Annotated in this window: 16 protein-coding genes; 6 read left to right on the forward strand and 10 right to left on the reverse strand. The window is 72.4% G+C overall.

Annotated features, from left to right (window positions below; all coding sequences use genetic code 11):
• Positions 1 to 326 precede the first annotated feature (326 nt).
• From xylB to ACIRJR_RS16690, 6 genes are all read left to right on the forward strand, one after another.
• Positions 327 to 1,808 (forward strand): xylulokinase, encoded by a 1,482-nt coding sequence (gene xylB / locus ACIRJR_RS16665; protein ID WP_403780390.1) that lies wholly within the window; start codon positions 327 to 329, stop codon positions 1,806 to 1,808.
• Between the two features lie 71 nt (positions 1,809 to 1,879).
• On the forward strand, positions 1,880 to 3,166 hold the full coding sequence (locus ACIRJR_RS16670) for a VWA domain-containing protein (RefSeq protein ID WP_403780393.1): 1,287 nt from the start codon (positions 1,880 to 1,882) through the stop codon (positions 3,164 to 3,166).
• Positions 3,166 to 3,993 carry a hypothetical protein gene (locus tag ACIRJR_RS16675; RefSeq protein ID WP_403780396.1) on the forward strand — a complete coding sequence of 276 codons (828 nt, stop codon included), beginning with the start codon at positions 3,166 to 3,168 and terminating at the stop codon, positions 3,991 to 3,993. Before ACIRJR_RS16670 ends, ACIRJR_RS16675 begins: the two co-directional genes overlap by 1 nt.
• A 157-nt stretch (positions 3,994 to 4,150) precedes the next feature.
• Entirely contained in the window at positions 4,151 to 5,518 is a 1,368-nt protein-coding gene (locus tag ACIRJR_RS16680) for a cytochrome P450 (protein WP_403780399.1), read from the forward strand.
• Between the two features lie 96 nt (positions 5,519 to 5,614).
• A complete protein-coding gene (locus ACIRJR_RS16685; RefSeq protein WP_403780402.1) occupies positions 5,615 to 7,504 on the forward strand; it encodes an ABC transporter ATP-binding protein in 1,890 nt (629 codons plus the stop codon).
• 269 nt (positions 7,505 to 7,773) lie between these two features.
• The gene (locus ACIRJR_RS16690; RefSeq protein WP_403780405.1) at positions 7,774 to 8,970 is read left to right on the forward strand and encodes a low temperature requirement protein A; all 1,197 of its coding nucleotides are present in this window, start codon (positions 7,774 to 7,776) and stop codon (positions 8,968 to 8,970) included.
• 50 nt (positions 8,971 to 9,020) lie between these two features.
• Here the strand turns inward: ACIRJR_RS16690 and ACIRJR_RS16695 are convergent, their stop codons facing one another.
• From ACIRJR_RS16695 to ACIRJR_RS16740, 10 genes are all read right to left on the reverse strand, one after another.
• Positions 9,021 to 9,644 (reverse strand): maleylpyruvate isomerase family mycothiol-dependent enzyme, encoded by a 624-nt coding sequence (locus ACIRJR_RS16695; protein WP_403780408.1) that lies wholly within the window; start codon positions 9,642 to 9,644, stop codon positions 9,021 to 9,023.
• Between the two features lie 137 nt (positions 9,645 to 9,781).
• On the reverse strand, positions 9,782 to 11,116 hold the full coding sequence (locus ACIRJR_RS16700; RefSeq protein ID WP_403780411.1) for an FtsX-like permease family protein: 1,335 nt from the start codon (positions 11,114 to 11,116) through the stop codon (positions 9,782 to 9,784).
• Positions 11,106 to 11,846 carry an ABC transporter ATP-binding protein gene (locus tag ACIRJR_RS16705; RefSeq protein WP_403780415.1) on the reverse strand — a complete coding sequence of 247 codons (741 nt, stop codon included), beginning with the start codon at positions 11,844 to 11,846 and terminating at the stop codon, positions 11,106 to 11,108. The genes ACIRJR_RS16700 and ACIRJR_RS16705 overlap by 11 nt, the downstream gene beginning before the upstream one ends.
• Positions 11,843 to 12,412, reverse strand: a complete 570-nt coding sequence (locus ACIRJR_RS16710; RefSeq protein ID WP_403780418.1) for a PadR family transcriptional regulator — start codon at positions 12,410 to 12,412, stop codon at positions 11,843 to 11,845. The genes ACIRJR_RS16705 and ACIRJR_RS16710 overlap by 4 nt, the downstream gene beginning before the upstream one ends.
• A gap of 191 nt (positions 12,413 to 12,603) precedes the next feature.
• Positions 12,604 to 13,593, reverse strand: coding sequence for an ABC transporter substrate-binding protein (locus ACIRJR_RS16715; protein WP_403780421.1), 990 nt, complete (start codon positions 13,591 to 13,593; stop codon positions 12,604 to 12,606).
• Between the two features lies 1 nt (position 13,594).
• Positions 13,595 to 15,577: an ABC transporter permease gene (locus ACIRJR_RS16720; protein ID WP_403780424.1), complete on the reverse strand. Its 1,983-nt coding sequence runs from the start codon at positions 15,575 to 15,577 to the stop codon at positions 13,595 to 13,597.
• Positions 15,577 to 16,635 carry a glycine betaine/L-proline ABC transporter ATP-binding protein gene (locus ACIRJR_RS16725; protein ID WP_403780427.1) on the reverse strand — a complete coding sequence of 353 codons (1,059 nt, stop codon included), beginning with the start codon at positions 16,633 to 16,635 and terminating at the stop codon, positions 15,577 to 15,579. The genes ACIRJR_RS16720 and ACIRJR_RS16725 overlap by 1 nt, the downstream gene beginning before the upstream one ends.
• A complete protein-coding gene (locus ACIRJR_RS16730) occupies positions 16,632 to 18,203 on the reverse strand; it encodes a GMC family oxidoreductase (RefSeq protein WP_403780430.1) in 1,572 nt (523 codons plus the stop codon). Before ACIRJR_RS16730 ends, ACIRJR_RS16725 begins: the two co-directional genes overlap by 4 nt.
• 74 nt (positions 18,204 to 18,277) lie before the next feature.
• Positions 18,278 to 19,825 carry an aldehyde dehydrogenase family protein gene (locus tag ACIRJR_RS16735; RefSeq protein WP_403780433.1) on the reverse strand — a complete coding sequence of 516 codons (1,548 nt, stop codon included), beginning with the start codon at positions 19,823 to 19,825 and terminating at the stop codon, positions 18,278 to 18,280.
• 276 nt (positions 19,826 to 20,101) lie between these two features.
• Positions 20,102 to 20,548 (reverse strand): sel1 repeat family protein, encoded by a 447-nt coding sequence (locus tag ACIRJR_RS16740; protein ID WP_403780436.1) that lies wholly within the window; start codon positions 20,546 to 20,548, stop codon positions 20,102 to 20,104.
• Between the last annotated feature and the right edge of the window lie 177 nt (positions 20,549 to 20,725).

Here is a 20,725-nt window from a genome sequence, read left to right on the forward strand (position 1 = left end):
GCGGGACGCGTCGGCTCACCGAACGGGTCGTTGCCACGCCAGCCCACGGTCCACAGACCGAACGTGAACCTGTCCGCAGGGGTGGGAGTGAAGCGTTCCGTCATCGTCTGTCCGCCTTCGACTGCCTGGGGTCCGGGACCGTCGTCGCTCATCCGGGCCTATTTGTTCACTGACATGATTAATTATGCACGCGGCACCGGGAGCACGTAACCCCCCCGAACGACGAAACAGGGGCCGGCTCTGTTCCGGACGCCTCCGATCACGTAATTTGTTTGTCGCACTCCCAAAACCCGCACCACCGGAAACCGCACGAGAAGAGGTAGCCCATGCCGCCGCGTACCGTCGTCATCGGCGTGGACAGCTCCACCCAGTCCACCAAGGCTGCAGTCACCGACGCCGAGACGGGTGAGCTGCTCGCAGTCGGCCGCGCCCCGCATGTCGTCACGGGCGAGGGCGGGGCGCGCGAGACCGACCCCGAGGTCTGGTGGCGTGCGCTGTGCGACGCCGTCGCGGCCGGACTCAAGGAGTCCGGCCTCTCCCCGTCCTCGGTCAGGGGCATCGCCGTCGCCGGGCAGCAGCACGGGCTGGTGGTCCTCGACCGGTCCGGCCGGCCGCTGCGCCCCTCCCTCCTGTGGAACGACACGCGGTCCGCGCCGCAGGCCGCCGCGCTCGTCACCGAGCTGGGCGGGCCCGACGCGTGGACCGCGCGCACCGGCACCGTCCCCGTCGCCTCCATGACCGCGACGAAGTGGCGGTGGCTGCGCGAGAACGACCCGGCGAGCGCCGGGGCGACGGCCTCCGTGCGGCTGCCGCACGACTTCCTCACCGAGCGGCTCGCGGGCGTCGCGGCGACCGACCCGGGGGACGCGTCGGGCACCTGCTGGTACTCCACGGAGACCGGCGCCTACGATCCCGAGCTCCTGGACCGCCTCGGCCTGGACCTCTCGATGCTGCCGGAGGTCGCCCCCACCGGCGGGACCCGGATCGGCTCCCTGACCGAGGCCGCCGCCGAGGCGCTCGGCCTGCCGGCCGGGATCGCCGTGGCGGCCGGCACCGGCGACAACATGAGCGCCGCCGTGGGCCTCGGCCTGGGTGGCGCGGGGCTCCTGGACCACCCCGTCCTGAGCCTCGGCACCTCCGGTACGGTCTTCGCCGCCTCCCGGACGCGCCCGGCGTCCACCGCCCTCTCCGGCTTCGCCGCGGCCGACGGCACGTACCTCCCGCTGGCCTGCACGCTCAACTGCACCCTGGCCGTGGACAAGGTGGCCGCCCTGCTCGGCCTGCACCGCGACGACGCGGCGCCCGGAGGCGAGGCGGTCCTCCTCCCCTACCTGGACGGCGAGCGCACCCCGGACCTGCCGACCTCCTCGGGCCTGCTGACCGGGCTCCGGCACGACACCACACCGCAGCAGCTCCTGGGCGCGGCGTACGAGGGGGCGGCCTTCACCGTCCTGCGGGCGCTCGACGAGCTGCTGCGGGCCTGCGGCCTCGACCCGGCCGACCCCGAGGTCGCCGGACGGCCGCTGCGGCTGATCGGCGGCGGCGCCCAGGGCCGGACCTGGGTGGAGACCGTACGCCGCCTCTCCGGGCGGCCCCTGATCGTGCCGGGCAGCGGGGAGCTGGTCGCGCTCGGAGCGGCGGCACTGGCCGCCTCCGCGGCGGGCGACGGTGACCCGGTCGCCATCGCGACGCGGTGGAACGCGAAGTCCGACGACGCCGAACTCCCCCCGGTGGAGCGGGACACGGAGACCTGGGATCGGGTCGGTTCGGTGCTGGACAGGGCTGCGGGGCCACTGCTCGGCGGATGAGGGGGCACCCCGAAATCGCTTCCGTCGCACGCGTTTTGGGGATGCCCGCGGATCTTCAATAGGATCCGGCGATGATCATAAGAAAACGGCTGACGGCCGGGGTGTGCGTCCTTCTGGCCACCCTGGCCGCCGGGCTCGGGACCGCTCTCCCGGCCTCCGCCGACGAATCCCCCACGGCCCCATCACCCAAGGTCGAACTCGTCCTCGACGTCAGCGGCTCCATGCGGACCCGCGACATGGACGGCGAGTCCCGTATATCCGCGGCGAAGCAGGCGTTCAACGATGTCCTGGACGCGGTGCCCGAGGAGGTCGAACTCGGCATCCGCACACTCGGCGCGGACTATCCGGGCGACGACCGGAAGGTCGGCTGCAAGGACACCCGGCAGCTCTATCCGGTCGGCCCGCTCGACCGCACCGAGGCCAAGACCGCCGTCGCCACGCTGGCCCCGACCGGCTGGACCCCGATCGGCCCGGCCCTGCTCGGTGCCGCCGACGACCTCGAGGGCGGTGACGCCACCCGGCGGATCGTCCTGATCACCGACGGCGAGGACACCTGCGGCCCGCTGGACCCCTGCGAGGTCGCGCGCGACATCGCCGCCCGTGGCATCCACCTGGTCATCGACACACTGGGCCTGGTGCCGAACGCCAAGATCCGGCAACAGCTGACCTGCATCGCAGAGGCCACCGGAGGCACCTACACCGCGGTCCAGAACACCGACGAACTCTCCGGCCGCGTGAAGCAGTTGGTGGACCGTGCCGCCGAGCCCGTCGTCACCCCGGTGGCGACCGAGGGCGCGGGCAGCTGCTCCGCCGCTCCGGCGCTGGAGGCCGGGCTCTACACGGACCGCCAGGAGATCGGCAAGCACCGCTGGTACCGGGTGGACGTCCTGCCCGGCCAGGAACTGCGCGCCTCGGTGAGCGTGGGGGCGGACCGCGCCGTGAACAACGACTACGGGGTCCTGCTGCGCGCCGTGACCACGCACGGCCGTGAGATCGTCCGCGGATCGGAATCCGGCACGGGGCGCACGGACGCCGTCTCCGCCGGCCTGCGCTACCCGAAGGCCGAGCAGGACGGCGCCGACGTCTCCGACGACGATCCGAAGCCCGCCGCCGAGACCGTCTGCCTCGAACTCGGCAACTCCTTCTCGGCTCCCCCTTCGGTGAAGACCACTCCCGGCATGCCCGTCGAACTGACCATCGACCTGGTGCAGTCCCCCGACGAGGCCGCCGACACCGCCGCGTTCGGCCTCGGCCGCGGCTGGTGGCTGCTGGGCGTCATGGTGCTGGCCGGGCTCATCGCCGGTCTGCTCTTCGGCTGGATCTCGCGCTGGCGCGTCGCCGTATGGAGGACCAACTGATGCGTACCACCACCCACGGGAACACCCTGCGACGCGCCTGTGCGGGGGCGCTGCTGGCAGCCGTCACCCTGCTCACCTCGGCGGGCGCCGCCGTCGCCGACGACCCGTCGGCGAGCGCGAGCCCGGCGGACGGCGAGGCCGCGGGACCGACGGAGGCGGGCACCACCTTCCGTACCGCCACTCCGGTCCAGCAGGAGCAGACCGCCACCGCGGACGCGTCCACCGGTGACTACCTGTACTGGGCCTTCCCCGCCGACGCCGGACAGCGCCCGACCGTCCGCGCGAAGGTGAGCCTGCCGGAGAGCGCCACCCGGCACGGGGCGTCGACCTGGCAGGTCGACGTGTACGACGGACTCCGCCGCAGGCAGGCCTGCATGTACGGGCACCAGACGCGGAAGGCGGCACCCGACGCGGGGACCGTCGAACTGTCCTGTGTGCTGCGGACGGTGCGCGCCTGGTCCGAACCGTGGGCGTCGGATCCGCTGCCCGGCACGTACTACGTGCGTCTGACGGTGGTCGACCTGGCGGAGGAGGACCTGGGCCTGCCGGTCCGTGTCGAGACCGAGGTCACCTCGGCGGACCAGGGTGGCGCCCACGACGTGGACGGCACCCTCGCCGAACCCCTGGTGCCGGGCGTCTCCGCCGCGTCGGCCCAGGGGGCCGCCCCGTCCGGCAGCGAGCCGGAGGACGGCTGGTCCTCCGGATGGTGGACCAGCCGCTGGCTGTGGACCGCGGGCGGTGCCGTACTCGCCGCGCTGGCCGGCGTGTTCGGCTACTCCCTGACGCGCGGCGGCGGCCGCCCGTCCCGGGTCCCGCCGGGCGTCTGACCGGGTAGCGCATCCCGTTCCCGGGGGCCGCAGGCGACCGCCCGCGGCCCCCGGCCGCGCAGCGGCCTGAACCGGACCATCACGCGTCGAACTCATGGCCGACTGGCATTAGGCTCGGCAACTCACCTACTGCGTACGGCAGATGACGGGAGTTCCCATGTCCACGGAAACCGGTGCGGCACTCGACGCCGAGCCGCGCGGTCACCGGCCAGTCCAGGGACCCAGGGGGCTGCCCCTCCTGGGGAGCCTGCCCCAGTTCGGCAAGAACCCCCTCGCCTTCTTCGAGCGCCTGCGCGGGTACGGGGACATGGTGCGCTGGCGCTTCGGCCGCAACGACTGCGTCTTCATCGCCGATCCGGAGTGCATCGGCGAGCTGCTCACCGAGACGGAACGCACCTTCGACCAGCCGCTGCTGGGCATCGCCTTCCGCACGGTCATGGGCAACGGCGTCGTCGTCGCCCGCGGCCCCGACTGGCGGCGCAAGCGGTCGCTGGTCCAGCCCTCGGTGCGCCCGAAGCAGGTGAAGTCGTACGCCTCCACGATGACGGCGTGCGCGGTGGACCTGGCCGACACCTGGTCGGGCGGTGAACGCGTCGACGTCAAGCGGGAGATGGCGGCCCTGACGCAGAAGATCGCGGTCCGCACGATCTTCGGGGTGGACACACCGGCGGACGCGGAGTCGATGGGGCGGGCCATGGACATCGCCCAGCAGGAGATCGGCAAGGAGTTCAGCGGCCTGGGTGCCGTCCTGCCCGACTGGGTGCCGACTCCCGGACGGGCCAGGATCAAGAAGGCCGCCGCGGTGATCGACGCCGAGGTCGGCCGCGTGGTGGCCCGCCACCGCGACGGGGACGGCGAGCGCCCCGACCTGCTGAGCCGGCTGCTCACGGCGGTGGACGAGACCGGTGCCCACCTCACCGACAAGGAGATCCGGGACGAGACCGTCACGCTCTACATCGGCGGTCACGAGACGACCGCCTCCACGCTGGTGTGGGCCTGGTACCTCCTCTCCCGTACGCCGGGGGCGCTGGCCGCGCTCACCGAGGAGCTGGACCGGGTCCTGGGCGGCCGGGAGCCGGGGATCGACGACTACGCGCACCTGCCGTACGCCCAGGCGGTGGTGAAGGAGACCCTCCGGCTGTATCCGACGATCTGGCTGGTCACGGGGATCGCCAAGGAGGGGGCCAGGATCGGTGGTGTGCCGATGCCGGAGGGCACCCGGGTGTGGAGCAGCCAGTGGGCCACCCACCGGGACGAGCGGTGGTTCCCCGAGCCCGAGGTGTTCCGGCCCGAGCGCTGGGACCCGGAGGACGGGGACGACATCCCGGAGTACGCCTGGTACCCGTTCGGCGGCGGCCCCCGGGTCTGCCTGGGCACGCGCTTCGCGATGGTCGAGGCGGTGCTGATCCTGGCAGTCCTGGCGCGCCGGTTCGAGCTGGTGGTGGACCCCGGAACCGTCAACCCCGTACCGACACTGACCCTGCAGCCGGACCGGGAGGTCATGGCGACCGTACGGGCACGCTGAGCGCGCCGACGGGTGAAGCCGGCAGGGAACGCTTGACCTCGACTTTGCTTGAGGTCCTAGCGTTCCCTGCGTACCGACCGACCCCGGAGGATCCCCATGGACATGGAAGTCACGGCGTGGCACTCGCTGCACAGCACGATGAACGCGCAGAAGGACCGCAGACCCTTCTCCAGGGCCACGCTGCGCCGCATCGCGGCGTTCGCCCGGCCGCACCGGGGCAGGATCGTCCGCTTCCTGCTCCTCAGTGTGGTCACCGCCCTGCTGGCGGTGGCCACACCGGTGCTGGCCGGGCGGGTCGTCGACGCGATCGTGCAGGGCCGGGACGCCGGAACGGTCACCCGGTTCGCCCTGCTCATCGCCCTGATCGCCGTGGCCGAGGCGGGGCTCGGCCTCCTCGTGAGGTGGCTCTCCGCCACCCTCGGCGAGGGGCTGATCCTCGACCTGAGGACCGCCGTCTTCGACCACGTGCAGCGGATGCCCGTCGCCTTCTTCACCCGCACCAGAACGGGTGCCCTGGTCAGCCGGCTCAACAACGACGTGATCGGCGCGCAGCGGGCGTTCAGCAACACGCTCTCCGGCGTCGTCTCCAATCTCGTCACCCTGCTGCTGACCCTGGCCGTGATGCTGACGATCTCGTGGCAGATCACACTGCTCGCCCTGGTGCTGCTGCCGGTGTTCGTCGTCCCCGCCCGCCGGATGGGCGCACGGATGGCGGACCTCCAGCGGGAGGCCGCCGGCCACAACGCCACGATGGGCACGCAGATGACCGAGCGCTTCTCGGCGCCGGGCGCGACCCTGATCAAGCTGTTCGGGCGCCCGGCCGACGAGTCCTCCGCCTTCGCGGCCCGCGCGGGCCGGGTGCGTGACATCGGCATCCGCACGGCGATGCTGCAGTCCACGTTCATCACGGCACTCACCCTGGTGTCGGCGCTCGCCCTCGCCCTCGTCTACGGACTCGGCGGCCACTACGCGCTGCGTGGCAGCCTGGAGCCCGGGGCCGTCGTCGCGCTTGCGCTGCTCCTCACCCGGCTCTACGCACCGCTGACGGCTCTGGCCGGAGCCCGGGTCGAGGTGATGAGCGCCCTCGTCAGCTTCGAGCGGGTCTTCGAGATCCTCGACCTGAAGCCGCTGATCGCGGAGAAGCCCGACGCCCGCCGGGTACCGGACGGGCCGGTCTCCGTGGAGTTCGACGGGGTCTCCTTCGGCTACCCCTCCGCCGACAAGGTCTCCCTCGCCTCGCTCGAAGAGGTCGCCACGCTCGACACGGGGGGCGGCGCGCAGGTCCTGCACGACGTCTCCTTCACGGCGGAGCCCGGCCGGATGGTCGCCCTCGTGGGGTCGTCCGGGGCCGGGAAGTCCACGATCGCGCAACTGCTCCCCCGGCTGTACGACACCGACGCCGGAGCCGTGCGGCTGAACGGGGTCGACGTACGCGATCTGACGGCGGATTCGATCCGCGAGACGCTCGGCATGGTCACCCAGGACGGTCACCTCTTCCACGAGTCGGTGCGCGCCAACCTCCGGCTCGCCCGGCCCGAGGCCACCGAGGAGGAGATCTGGGACGCACTGCGCCGCTCCCGTCTGGACGGCCTGGTGGCCTCGCTGCCCGACGGACTGGACACGGTGGTCGGCGAGCGCGGCTACCGGCTCTCCGGGGGCGAACGCCAGCGGCTCACCATCGCGCGGCTGCTGCTGGCCCGTCAGCGGGTGGTGATCCTGGACGAGGCGACCGCGCACCTGGACTCCACCTCGGAGGCGGCCGTCCAGGAGGCGCTGGCCGAGGCTCTGGAGGGCCGCACGGCCGTGGTGATCGCCCACCGGCTGTCGACCGTGCGCTCCGCCGACCTGATCCTGGTCGTCGAGGAGGGACGTGTCGTCGAACGGGGCACGCACGAGGAGCTGCTGGCGGCCGGCGGACGGTACGAGGAGCTGCACCGCACCCAGTTCGACCGGCCGGAGTCCGTGACGGATCCCGCGGCACTCTGACCGGGGCCGCCGCCCCGCGCGCTCAGGAGGCGGCGGCCGGCGGCGGTGGCGGAACGCACCATCCCGTCTCCCGGCCCTCCGGGGAAGGCCGGCGGGGCGGGAGGGGGCCTGTCGGCGTTGCGCGCGGTCCGCCGCCGCTCGTAACGTGATCATCGTCCGTCGAGCCGGCCGACACGGCCGGTGGCCCGCACGACCGGTGCCGGCGGGCCCGGCCGCCCTCGGGACCGGCCGGGCTCCAACAGCCCCTCCACCGCTGAAACCGGGTACGCATGAGTCAGTCACAATCCGCCTTCGGCGCATGGCACCGGCCGATGGTCGCCCGTCTCGCCGGTGAGGAACACCGCACGGCGACCGCGCTCGAGCTCTTCTTCGACCTGTGCTTCGTCACCGCCGTCGCCCAGGCGTCCGGAGCCTTCGAGCACGAACTCGCCGAGGGACACATCGGGGACGGGGTCCTGGGCTACGCGATGGTGTTCTTCGCCATCTGGTGGGCCTGGATGAACTTCACCTGGTTCGCCTCCGCGTACGACACGGACGACGTGCCCTACCGCCTTCTGACGCTGGTCCAGATCACCGGTGCCCTCATTCTGGCCGCCGGCGCGGCCGACGCACTCCAGCACGACGACTTCACCGTCATCACCTGGGGATACGTGGTCATGCGGCTCGCCATGGTCACCCAATGGCTGCGCGCCGCCCGCTCCGACCCCGAGCGCAGGAGTTCCTGTCTGCGTTACGCGGTCGGCATCCTGGTCGTGCAGGTCGGCTGGGTGGCCCGGCTGGCCCTGCCCGAGGACTGGGGGCTGCCGCTGTTCGCGGTCCTGGTGCTGGCCGAGATCGCGGTCCCCGTCTGGGCGGAGAGCGCGGCCAACACCACCTGGCACCCTCACCACATCGCCGAACGGTACGGGCTGTTCACCCTCATCGTCCTCGGCGAGACCATCACCGCGGCCACCGCGGCCGTCCGCACCGCCCTGGACGGCGAGGCGTCGTTCGGCAACATCGCGACCCTCGCCGTCGGTGGCCTGCTGACCGTGTTCGCCCTCTGGTGGCTCTACTTCGCGCAGAACGCCCCCCAGCGGCTCACCGGCCTCAAGGCCGCCATCCTCTGGGGCTACGGCCACTACGCCGTCTTCGCCTCGGCCGCGGCGGTCGGTGCCGGACTGGCGGTCAACGTCGCCCACACCACCGGTCACGGCCACCTCTCCGACCGGGCCGCCGCGGCGGCGTTCACCATCCCCGTGGCCGTGTTCATCACCCTGGTCTGGCTGCTGCACCACCGCGCACAGGAGCTGCGGAGCCGGAACGACCTCGTCCACCCCGTGGCCGTACTCGCCGTCCTCGCCATGACGTTCACCCCGGTCCCGGTCCTCGCCACCGGCGTCCTGGCCGCCGCGCTGGTCGCGGCGACGCTCGTCGTGTCGGCGGGTGCGGGTGCGAGCGGCGGGGCGGGCGTCCCGGGGGACTGAGGCGCTCGTGCCCGACGGGCTGCGCCGACGGCGGCTGCCGGCGTGGCCCGTCAGATCGCCGAGGACAGACCGGTGACGCCCGGCCCGTCGAGATCGTCCAGGGCCACCCGCCGACGGCAGACGGCGAGGAGCAGCGACAGCGCCGGCCCTCTCACCTCCGGGCCTTCACCGACCGACACATCGGCGTCCGCGGCGGTCAAGCGGGCGCGTGCGACGAGTTCCCTGGCGCCGCCGAAGGAGGCCGGGGTGCGGGCCTGCAGGCGAAGCGCCCGGACGACGGCCTCCTGGGGATAGGAGCGGGCGAGCCCCAGCGGCCGGCGGATGTCCTCACCGTGCACGATCTCCTCCACGAGCCGGCTGTCGAGCGGCGCGGGCGGCGTCGACCTGCGCGAGGCCACCCGCCGCAGCCGATCCAGCGTCTCCCGCGGTGTGGCGCCTCGTTCGCGTTCGACGCCGCGGGCGTTCTGGCGGTCGAAGTCGAATCCCGCCCGGACGAGGCCGAGCAGGAATCCCGGACGCGTCGTCCGGGCCGTGTCGACCAGGTGGGCGACGACGTCGTGCACCGTCCATTCCGCGCAGAGCGACGGCTCCTCCCACTGCCCGGCGTCGAGCCGTTCGAGATCGTCGATGATCGCCGCACGCTCCGCGTGGACCACGGTCCAGACGTCTTCCACGGCTTCCTCCCTCGGCCGGACACAGGATCTGCCAGGGCAGACCCGCCACGTCCCGGAAACTCATCGGCCTGTTCGCCCGCCGCGACGCCCGTGGTGGGCAGGGGCATCGCGGCGCGGCGGGCGCTTCTAGAGGTTACCTAGGTGAAGCGCAGCTCCGACGGGTGCGCCACGCGCCGCAGGAGCGGCAAGGAGGTGGCGGCGGCCAGCAGGCAGGCGGCGTAGACCGCCAGGGGGACGAGCAGCGGCAGCAGGGGCACGAAGCCGTAGTTCACGATGCCTGCGTACGCCAGGTAGACAACCGCGCCTCCGGCGCCTGCCAGCAGCAGCGCGGGCGCCAGCGGGAGCGCGGTCTCCAACAGCGTGGCAGCGGCGAGGACCCGGTACGGTACCCCGGCCGCCACCTGGGCGGCGAGCCCCCTGCGGCGGGTGGCGAGCGACTCGGCCGTGCCGACGGCGAGGCCGCAGAGGCTGATGGCCAGGGCGATCAGCACGGCGGATCCGGTGAGGTCGAGGCCCGTGGTGTAGAAGCCGAGGTCCGACGCCTGGTACGCGGGGTCCCGCAGCGCCTCCAGGAGGAGTCCGCGAACTCCCATGAAGGCCACCCCGACGACGGTGACGAGCAGCAGTGCGGCATGGGTGCGCGCGGCGGCCCACGGATCGTGCGCGAGACGGCTCGCGGCGATGAGCACCTCCGGGCGCTTCGCCCGGCGGGTGAGCCTGCGGCCCATGTACGCCGCCGAGGCCTTCGCCGCCCAGATCGCACCGGCCCCGGTGAGGAGCACCACGGCCAGGAGCAACAGCACGAGCGTCGCCGCGCCGCCGCGGGCCGGGAACAGGAGGAGCAGTGCCGACGAGGCGATCAGCACGGCCGCGAGCGCGAAGCCGAGCGTCGCCCGGCGTTGTGAGTCCGGCCCCTTCCTGCGCACGTGGTCGAGCGGTGCCGCGAGCACGTTGCGCAGGGCGACGGCGCTCACCAGCCCGGCGGCCACCGGAACACCGAGGACGACCACCGCGAAGCCCGCCCAGGCACCGGGGCCGGGGATGTGCCCCACGACGGCGAGAAACACGGTGAGCGCGGCGAATCCGGCCGTCGAGCCGGCCAGGCAGGCGAACCCGGACTCCACCGCGGCGACTCTGCGCACCTGCGCGGGGGAGGCCCCGGCGAGCCGCATCCCGGCCATCCGCCGATGGCGGTGCACGGCGCCGATACGGGCGCACTGGCCGAGGAATCCCAGCACGGGGATCAGCAGGAGCACGAGCGCGAGCACGGCCCCCGCGCGCTCGGTCGGCTGGTTCAGCAGCCCGTCCACGTACGGGATGGACACCTGCCCGGAGACGGCGGCGATCGTCACCGCCGCGAGTGCGAAACCCGTGGCGAGCAGGGCTCCGAGGAGGGTGAGCGACAGCCTCCACCACTCGCGGCGCTCCGAGCCGCGCGCGAGGATCCAGGCGATGCGGATGTCAGTTCTCACGACGAGCCGCCTCGGGACCGACGGCCTCGGCCGGGCCGGAGCCGACGGCCCCGTCCCGCAGCGTGACCTCGCGGTCCGCGTACGCGGCGATCTGCGCGTCATGGGTGATGAGGAGCACCGCGGTGCTCGTCTCCCTCGCGGTGTGCACCAGGGCGGTCATCACCTGTTCCCCGGAGAGCGCGTCGAGAGCTCCGGTCGGCTCGTCCGCGAAGACGGCCCTGGGTCCGGTGACCAAGGCCCGTGCCAGTGCCACCCGCTGGCTCTGGCCTCCGCTCATCCCGCCTGGGCGCAGGGCCGCCTGGCCGCGTACGCCGAAGCGCTCCAGCCACTCCCCCGCCCGCTCGTTCGCCTCGCCGCGGCGGGTCCCCGCGAGCAGCAGCGGCAGCGCCACGTTGTCGAGCGCGGTGAGCTCGGGGATGAGCTGACCGAACTGGAAGACCACCCCGAAGTCGTCGCGTCGCAGGACGCTGAGCCGGTCCTCGGGCAGTCCGCCGAGCTCCTCCCCGTCGTACATGACGGTTCCGGCGTCAGGGCGGACGATTCCGGACAGGCAGTGCAGCAGGGTGGACTTCCCGCTGCCGCTCGCGCCGGTGACGGCCAGGATCTCGCCCGCGTGGAGGTCGAGCGAAGCACCCCGGAGTGCCTCGGTCACTCCGTACGACTTGTTCAGACCGCGCGCCGAGATCAGCGCGGCCGCCCCCGAGGAGGACCGTTGGTGCCGTGTGCTCATGATGCGTTGACCTCCGCGGTCAGGGCGTCGATGCGGGCCGTGGTGGTGGTCATCCACCGCACGTCCGCGTCGAGATGGGCGAGGGCGTAGTCGGCCGAGAGCACCGTGCTGAGATCGGCGCCCGGCGTGGTCTTGAGTGCGGTGAGCTCACGCATCCGCTCCATGTGGGCGGCGCGCTGGGCCCGGAGGTGCGCGGCGGCGTCCGGCGTCCGTCCGTCCACCGCCGTCCGTGTGCCGACGGCGGCGACGATGATCGAGACCACGACCTTGGAGAAGATCTCGTTCGTCACGAAGGGCGCGGGCGGGGTGATCTCCTCCGCCCAGCGGCCGAGTTCGCGTGATCCCTCGTCCGTGGACCGGTAGAGGGTGCGCTCAGGACCGCCGTCCGAATCGGTGCCGTCCACAGCGGCCAGACCGTCACGCACCAGGCGCTGCAAGGTTGTGTAGACCTGGCCGTAGGCGAGCGGGCGAGCCTGCGGGAAGCGTGCGTCGTACTGCCGCTTCAGGTCGTAGCCGTGGCAGGGACCCGCTGCGAGCAGGCCCAGAAGGACATGGCGGGTGCTCATGCGGCCGACTCTATCCCCGATACATGTACTGAGTGAATAGTGTTTTTCAGCCGGTCCCTGGCCGAAACTGGAGCGCTCCGAGCGGCCGCGAGCGGCCGCGAACGGCTGGAGCAGCCCGAGACGCCGTCAGCCGCCGCGGCAGGTGCCGCGGCGGCTGACGGTGGGACGGAAGGGAGGGACCCCGGATCAGATCACCGGTCCAGCCACTTCTTCCACGTGTCGGGGTGCTTCTCGATCCAGCGCCCCGCGGCGTCGTCGGGCGACAGCCGCTCGGAGGCGATCATCTCGGACACCTCGTTCTGGTCCTTCTCCGACCAGTGGAACTTCTTCAGGAACGCGGCCGCGTCACCGCCTCGCTTCGAGAAGTCCGCGTTGAGGTACTTCTGGAGCGGGGTCGTCGGGTACGCGCAGTCGATGTCCGCCGGAGCCTTCGCCGCGCACGCGTCGGAGTACTCGGGGAGCTTCACCTCGACCATCGGCACCTCGTTGAACAGCCACTGCGGCTGGTACCAGTAGCTGAGGAAGGGCTTCTTCTCCTTGGCGAACTGCTGCATCTGCGTGATCTGGGCGGCCTCGGAGCCGGCGAAGACGACCTTGTAGTCCAGGCCGAGGTTCTTCACCAGCGCCTTGTCGTTGGTGACGTAGGAGGGCGAACCGTCCATCAGCTGGCCCTTGTCGCCGCTCTCCGGGGTGCGCAGCTCGTCGGCGTACTCGTCGAGGTTCTTCCAGTCCGTGACGTCGGGGTGCTCGTCCGCCCAGTACTTGGGGACGTACCAGCCGATGTGGCCGGTGACGCCGAGGTCGCCGCCGGGCACGATGGTCTTCTTGTCCTTGACGTACAGCTGCTCCTGGTCGGGGTGGCCCCAGTCCTCCAGAATGGCGTCGACCCGGCCCTGGCTGAGGGCGTCCCAGGCGGGGACCTCGTCGGTCTGGACGAGGTCGACGCGATAGCCGAGTTCGTCCTGGAGGATCTTCTGGGCGACGGCGACGTTGGCCTGCGCCCCGACCCAGGACTGGACGGACAGGGTGACGGTCTTGATGTCCGCGGGTGCGGCGAACGGGGAGGCCTGCTTGGTCATGTCGGCCGCGCCGCAGCCGGTGACGGCCAGCAGGGCGCCGGCCGAGGCAACGATCGCGGACCTGCGGAGGCGGGTACGGGTACGGGTACGGGTACGAGCCATGTCAGCTCTCCTTCCGCTGGCGGCGGGCGGTGGGCTGGGTGACCCGGTCCAGCATCAGTCCCAGGCACACGATGGCGGCGCCCGCCACGAGACCGGTGGCCAGGTCGCCCTGTGCCAGGCCGAAGACGACGTCGTAGCCCAGTGCGCCGGAGCCGACGAGGCCGCCGATGATGACGACCGCGAGGACGAGGACGACGCCCTGGTTGACGGCCAGCAGCAGGGCGGGCCTGGCCAGCGGGATCTGGACCTGGCGCAGCTGCTGGCCGCTGGTGGCACCGAGGGAGCGGGCGCACTCCATCGCGGCGGGGTCGACGCCCCGCAGCCCCTGGGTCGTGATGCGGACGACGGCCGGGAGCGCGTAGACGACGGCCGCCGCGGCCGCGGGGGCGCGGCCGACGCCGAAGAGGGCGACGACCGGGATGAGGTAGACGAACTGCGGCATCGTCTGGAAGACGTCCAGGACGGGGCGCAGGATCCGTTCGAGGCGCCGGCTGCGCGCGGCTCCGACGGCGATGCCGAAGCCCAGGGCCAGCGTGACGGCCACGGCCGCGATCACCTGGCTGAGCGTGTCCATCGACAGGTCCCAGACGCCGAGGACCCCGATGGCCGCCATGGCCAGCACGGCGGTGAGCGCGGTGCGCCAGGTGCCGAGGGTCCAGGCCAGGGCGGCGACGACCAGCAGCACGGACCACCAGGGCAGGCCCTGGAGTCCGCTGCGCAGCGGGTTGAGGATCCAGCTGGTGAAGTGGGCGGCCCAGTCGGCGGTTCCGCCGATGACGGGGATGCCGGTGTAGAGGTGGTCGACCATCCAGTCCTTGGCGGTGTTGACCGGGCCCGCGATGGCGACGACCCCGCCCTCGGGCCAGATGCGTCCGCCGGTGAAGCGGCCCACGACGGCGATCGCGGCGGCGATCAGGGCGGCGAGGCCCCATCCGCGAGCGCCGCTCAGGACGGCGGGACCGGTGCGTTCGGTGCCGATCTTCCGGCCGGCCGCCTCGGTCGTACGGTCCAGGACGACGGCCAGCAGCACGATGGGGATGCCCGCGGCGAGGGCGGCGCCGACGTCGACGGAGGAGAGCGCCTGGTAGACGCGGTCGCCGAGGCCGCCGGCGCCGATGACGGAGGCGATGACGGCCATGGACAGCGCCATCATGATGGTCTGGTTGAGGCCGAGGAGCAGTTCCTTGCGGGCCAGCGGGAGCCGGGCGCTCAGGAGGCGCTGCCGGCCGGTGGCACCGAGCGACGTGACGGCCTCCATGACCCCGGCGTCGGCGCCGCGCAGTCCGAGTGCGGTGAGCCGGGCCATCGGCGGGGCCGCGTAGACGACGGTGGCGAGGACCGCACCGGGAACGCCGATCCCGAAGACCAGTACGACGGGCAGCAGGTAGGCGAAGGCGGGAAGCACCTGCATGGTGTCGAGGACGGGGCGCAGGACGCGGAAGGTGCGGTCCGAGAGTCCGGCGGCCAGTCCGAGGAGCAGGCCCAGCACCACGGAGGCCAGGACCGCGACGGTCATCAGGGCGAGGGTCTGCATGGTCGGCACCCACATGCCGAGGAGCCCGCAGACGAGGAAGGAGGCTCCGGCGGTCAGCGCGAGGCGCCATCCGGCCGTACGCCAGGCGACGAGCGCGGCGACTGCGGTGACACCGGCCCAGCCGAGGGCGAGCAGCGCCAGGTAGACCCCGCGTACCGAGAGGACGACGGCGTTGCTGATGTGGCCGAAGAAGTAGAGGAACAGCGGGTGGCTGTCGCGGTTGCCGATGATCCAGTCGTTGACCTCGCCGAGCGGCCCGCTCAGGTCGACGGTCAGCGCTCCGGGCCAGGCCCCGCCGCCCCAGCGGGCGTGCGCGAGGGGGACGGCGACGGCGGCGATCACCAGCAGCGAGAGGATCTTGGCCAGGGCGGGCCGGCCTCGCAGGGCGGCCAGGGGACCGCTGCCCGGGGGCCCTGGGACGGCGCGGGTGGCCGCCTGTGCGGTGGCCATCAGACGGTCACCTCACGGGTGTCCGGGCCCACGCCGGCTACGACGTCGAGCAGGCAGGCGTGGTCGACGACTCCGAGCAGTCTCCCGTTGTCCATCACCCGGGCGACGAGGTCGCCGGAGCGGGAGACGGCCTCGATGGCCTCGGAGACGGTGGCCCCGGGGCGGACGGCGGGTCCGGTCTCGCTCTCGCCCGCGGCCGGCGGCCGCATGGCGCCGGCGACCGTGAGGACCTGTTCGCGCGGAACGTCCCGGACGAACTCGCGCACGTAGTCGTCGGCGGGCGAGCCGACGATCTCCTCGGGGGTGCCGAGCTGGACGATGCCGCCGTCCCGCATCAGCGCGATGCGCGTGCCCAGGCGCAGGGCCTCGCTGAGGTCGTGCGTGATGAAGACCATCGTGCGGCCCTCCTCGCGGTGCAGCCGGACGACCTCGTCCTGCATCTCACGCCGGATCAGCGGGTCGAGCGCGCTGAACGGCTCGTCGAAGAGCAGGACGGACGGGTCGACGGCGAGAGCGCGGGCCAGGCCGACGCGCTGCTGCTGACCACCGGAGAGCTGGGCGGGGCGGCGGTCCTCCAGCCCCGCGAGGCCGACCTTCTGTACCAGTTCGGCCGCCTTGGCGCGCCGTTCGGTCCTGCCGAGGCCCTGGATCTCCAGGCCGTAGGCGACGTTGTCGAGGACCGTGCGGTGCGGGAGCAGGCCGAAGTGCTGGAAGACCATCGCGGCCCGGTGGCGGCGCAGTTCGCGCAGCCGGCCGGTGTCCATGGCGAGGACGTCCTCGCCGTCGATGGCGAGCGTGCCGCTGGTGGGCTCGATGAGCCGGGTCAGACAGCGCACCAGGGTGGACTTGCCGGAGCCCGACAGGCCCATGACGACGAAGACCTCGCCCTTCTCGACGTCGAAGGAGACGTCGCGGACGGCGGCGGTGCAGCCGGTGCGCTCGCGGAGTTCGGCGGCGGGCAGGGTGGCGTGTTCGCTGCCGGGGATGCGGTCGGCCTTGGGGCCGAAGACCTTCCAGAGGTTGTGGACGCTGAACACAGGGGTGCCGGCTTCGGTCATCGGACATCGCCTCCGGTGGTCGGGGTGGCTCGGAGCAGTTCGGCGCACTTCTCGCCCACCATCAGGACGCCGATCATGGGGTTCACGGCGGGCATGGTCGGGAAGACGGAGGCGTCGGCGATGCGGATGCCCTCCAGGCCCTGGATCCTCAGCTGGGGGTCGACGACGGCCGCCGGGTCCCCCGCGGCCCCTATCCGGCAGGTGCCGGCCGGGTGGTAGACGGTGTGCGCGACCTTGCGGGCGTACTCGCTGATGTCCTCGTCGGAGGTGACCTCGGGTCCGGGGCACACCTCGCGCTTGAGCCAGTGGGCCAGCGGTTCGGTCTTCGCTATCTCGCGGGCGAGCTTGATGCCGTCGACCAGGGTGCGGCCGTCGTGGTCGTCCTCGTCGGTGAAGTAGCGGAAGTCGAGGGCCGGTTTGACCTCGGGGTCGGCGCTCGTGAGGTGGAGCCGGCCGCGGCTGCGCGGCTTGGGGATGTTCGGGGTCATCGACACACCGTGCTCGGGCTTCTCGTAGCCGAGGCGCTCGGGGTTGTCGGTGAAGGGGATCTGGTAGAAGTGGAACATCAGGTCGGGGCCCCGGGATCCGGGGTCACGGCGTACGAAGAGGCCCGCGTCGGAGTCCATCGCGGAGTTCTCCGGGATGGGTCCTTCGGTCTCCCAGACGATGACCGACTCGGGGTGGTCGAGCAGGTTCTCGCCGACGCCGGGCGCGTCGTGGACGACGGGGATGCCGAGCGCGGTGAGGTCCTTCGCCGGTCCGACCCCGGAGTGCATCAGCAGGCGCGGGGTGTCCACCGCACCGGCGCAGACGATGACCTCACGGGTGGCGCGCAGCAGCCGCTCCTCGCCGTCCTGGGTGCGGACGTGCACCCCGGTGGCACGCTTGCCGTCGAACTCCAGGCGGTACGCCCATGTCTCCAGCAGGATCGAGAGGTTGGGCCGGTCACCGGCGTCGATGTGCGGGTGGAGGTAGGCGACGGACGCGGAGGAGCGCTTGTTGTTCTCCGGGTGGTAGGCCAGGTCGAAGAAGCCGACGCCGTCGTGGAACGGCTTCCTGTTGAAGCTGTCGACGCGCGGGACGCCGGCGGCTGTCTGCGCGGCGTCGACGAAGTCGCGGGCGATGGCGTTCCGGTCCTTCTCGTCGACGGGCACGATGTTGTTGCGCAGCCGGGCGAAGTACGGGTCCATGGCGGCGGCGTGCCAGCCCTCGGCACCCGCCTCGGCCCATTCGTCCCAGTCGCCGGGCAGCGGCTTGAAGCTGATCAGCGTGTTGTGCGAGGAGCAGCCGCCGAGGACGCGGGCGCGGCTGTGCCGGATGTGGGAGTTGCCGCGGGGCTGTTCGGTGGTGGGGTAGTCGTAGTCGAGGTCGCCTCCGAGCAGGCCGAGCCACCGGCGCAGGGTGAGGACGTCCTCGCGGTCGATGTCCGTGGGGCCGCCCTCGATGAGGGTGACGGTGACGTCGGGGTCCTCGGTGAGCCGGGAGGCGATGACCGAGCCGGCGGTGCCGCCTCCGACGATCACGTAGTCAGCCGGTTCGGGGCGTGCGGTGCTGGGGGACGGTGGCATCGGTTGCTCCTTCTGCAAGGTTCTGACGTGTACGTGGTACTGCGAACAGCCGGGCGGGAGGGTGCCGGTCGTCCTCAGCCGGCGAACCAGCGCTGGGGGCGCGGGTTGAGGTTCTGGTAGATGTGCTTGGACTCGCGGTACTCGGCGAGCCCGGTCGGCCCGAGCTCTCGGCCCGTGCCGGACTTGCCGAAGCCTCCCCACTCGGCCTGCGGGAGGTAGGGGTGGTAGTCGTTGATCCACACGGTGCCGTGCCGGAGCCGGCCTGCGACGCGCCGGGCCCGGCCCGCGTCGGTGGTCCACACGGCGCCCGCGAGGCCGTAGTCCGTGTCGTTGGCCAGGGTGACGGCCTCTTCCTCGGTGCGGAAGGTCTCGACGGTGAGGATCGGCCCGAAGGTCTCCTCGCGGACCACCCTCATCTCCCGGTGACAGCCGTCCAGGACGGTCGGCCGGTAGAAGTAGCCGCTCGCGGGGCGGATGTCCGAGGGCTCGGGGCGGGCGCCGCCGGAGCGGACTACCGCACCCTCCTCGCGGGCGGACGCCACGTACGCCTCGACCTTGGCGAGCTGCTGCGCGGAGACGAGCGGACCGCACTCGACGCCGTCGACGGTGCCGCGGCCGAGCCGGATCGCGTCGGCGCGACGGGCGAGTTCGGTGACGAAGCGCTCGCTGACGGACTCCTCGACGATGAGGCGGGCCCCTGCGGAGCAGACCTGGCCGCTGTGGAAGAACGCGGCGTTCAGGGCCTGGTCGACGGCGGTGTCGAAGCCGTCGTCGGTGGCGCAGGCGTCGGCGAACACGACGTTGGGGTTCTTGCCGCCGAGCTCCAGGGCGACCTTCTTGACGGTGGGTGCCGCGGCCTGGGCGACCTTCGTGCCGCTGGCGAGGCCGCCGGTGAAGGAGACCAGGTCGACGTCCGGGTGCTCGGAGAGCCGGGCGCCGACGGGGTCGCCCGCGCCCGTGACGAGGTTGGCGGCGCCGTCGGGGAGTCCGGCCTCCGCGAGCAGCCGGACGAGGTGGACGGTGGAGAGCGGGGTGACCTCGCTGGGCTTGAGCACGAAGGTGTTGCCGGCGGCGAGGGCCGGGGCGATCTTCCAGCTGGCCTGGAGCAGCGGGTAGTTCCACGGGGCGATCAGGGCGCAGACGCCGACCGGCTCGTGCACGACGACGCTGTGCACGTCGGGGTCGCCCGCGTCGACGACCCGCCCGCCGCTCTCGTTCATGACGAGGTCGGCGAAGTAGCGGAAGGCGTTGGTGACGTCGTCGACGTCGACGCGGCCCTCTTCCAAGGTCTTGCCGGTGTCACGGCTCTCGGTGATCGCGATCTCCTCGCGGTCCCGCTGGAGGAGCGCGGCGACCCGTCGCAGCAGCTCGGCACGCTCACCGACGGGCCGGTGGGGCCAGGGGCCGTCGTCGAAGGCCCGGCGCGCGGCGGCCACGGCCGCGTCGGTGTCCTCGGCGCCGCCCTCGGAGACGAGGGCGAGGACGGTGGCGTCGGCGGGGTCCAGGATGTCCCGCGTGGCTCCGGAGGCCGCCGGGAGCCACTTCCCGTCGATGTGGAGGGTTTCGAGCGCCACCGGGGCCGCTGCCTCGGCGTGAGGAGCCGACGTAGGGGTAGCCGACATGTAGAGGTCTGCCTTCCGTGCCTGGGCTGCTCCGCGCCGGTCGGGGCATGGAGCGATCTTCCGGACCGGTGGCCACGGGTTCGGCACACCGGCAGCCTGGACATCTCTCCGAGCGAGCGGAATGTATGCCGAACGGTTCACGGTCAGTGATATGTCTCACTGCCCGGCAGACACGGGCGAGCGGCCCACCGCGGCGACCGCCCGGGAGTGCGCACGGCGTCCTGGGAAGGACCGTGGCGCGCGGCAGGGGCGGCGGGGCCGGGGGCGATCGCGCCACTACAGCGGGTTGCTGCCGTCCCGGTTGAGTGCGCTCCCGAGCCGGAAGAACCGCTTGGCGACGAAGTGTCCGCGCTCGGCTGCCATCCGGAACCACGGCTCGGAGGCCTCCAGGCCGTCGCGGTGCTCGACCAGACGCCCCATCTCCCACATGGACTCGACGTCACCGCCGGCGACACCGAGGCGCAACAGGCGCTCGGCCTCGTCGTAGTCGTTCCCGATCTTCGCGATCATCGCCAGGCTCCGCAGGGCGCGCGGGTCGCCGGCCGCCACCGAGGCCATCAGGCGCTCGGGGGTCCCGTACTTCCTGTGCTGCGCGAACCACTTCAGGAGCAGGAGGATGCCGAGCGCCCAGACGATCCAGCTCACGTCGGTGAACACGTCGCGCCCCGACACCACCCCGACGATGCTGAGTACCGCGGCGACGAACAGCAGGAAGCCGGCCATGGTGATCCCCCTCCGTGTAGAAGCAGGGTAGAGGGCCACTCCCCCTCACAGCGGAGAAATCGCACAAGTGAGCACATGCGACAACAACGGGCGTGCCCCACGGCCACGGCGGACGGGCCCCGGGGGAAGGAGAGGCCCGCCGTGCGCCCCGGGCGGGGCGGACGGCGGGCCGCCGGT

The organism is Streptomyces sp. NPDC102402 (assembly GCF_044765765.1).
GTDB lineage: Bacteria > Actinomycetota > Actinomycetes > Streptomycetales > Streptomycetaceae > Streptomyces.

Coding starts and splice junctions, on each gene's coding strand:
- xylB (WP_403780390.1), top strand. CDS start 327: ATGCCGCCGCGTACCGTCGTCATCGGCGTGGACAGCTCCACCCAGTCC.
- ACIRJR_RS16725 (WP_403780427.1), bottom strand. CDS start 16,635: ATGACCGAAGCCGGCACCCCTGTGTTCAGCGTCCACAACCTCTGGAAG.
- ACIRJR_RS16710 (WP_403780418.1), bottom strand. CDS start 12,412: ATGAGCACCCGCCATGTCCTTCTGGGCCTGCTCGCAGCGGGTCCCTGC.
- ACIRJR_RS16705 (WP_403780415.1), bottom strand. CDS start 11,846: ATGAGCACACGGCACCAACGGTCCTCCTCGGGGGCGGCCGCGCTGATC.
- ACIRJR_RS16735 (WP_403780433.1), bottom strand. CDS start 19,825: ATGTCGGCTACCCCTACGTCGGCTCCTCACGCCGAGGCAGCGGCCCCG.
- ACIRJR_RS16685 (WP_403780402.1), top strand. CDS start 5,615: ATGGACATGGAAGTCACGGCGTGGCACTCGCTGCACAGCACGATGAAC.
- ACIRJR_RS16715 (WP_403780421.1), bottom strand. CDS start 13,593: ATGGCTCGTACCCGTACCCGTACCCGTACCCGCCTCCGCAGGTCCGCG.
- ACIRJR_RS16680 (WP_403780399.1), top strand. CDS start 4,151: ATGTCCACGGAAACCGGTGCGGCACTCGACGCCGAGCCGCGCGGTCAC.
- ACIRJR_RS16690 (WP_403780405.1), top strand. CDS start 7,774: ATGAGTCAGTCACAATCCGCCTTCGGCGCATGGCACCGGCCGATGGTC.
- ACIRJR_RS16730 (WP_403780430.1), bottom strand. CDS start 18,203: ATGCCACCGTCCCCCAGCACCGCACGCCCCGAACCGGCTGACTACGTG.
- ACIRJR_RS16675 (WP_403780396.1), top strand. CDS start 3,166: ATGCGTACCACCACCCACGGGAACACCCTGCGACGCGCCTGTGCGGGG.
- ACIRJR_RS16720 (WP_403780424.1), bottom strand. CDS start 15,577: ATGGCCACCGCACAGGCGGCCACCCGCGCCGTCCCAGGGCCCCCGGGC.
- ACIRJR_RS16670 (WP_403780393.1), top strand. CDS start 1,880: ATGATCATAAGAAAACGGCTGACGGCCGGGGTGTGCGTCCTTCTGGCC.
- ACIRJR_RS16740 (WP_403780436.1), bottom strand. CDS start 20,548: ATGGCCGGCTTCCTGCTGTTCGTCGCCGCGGTACTCAGCATCGTCGGG.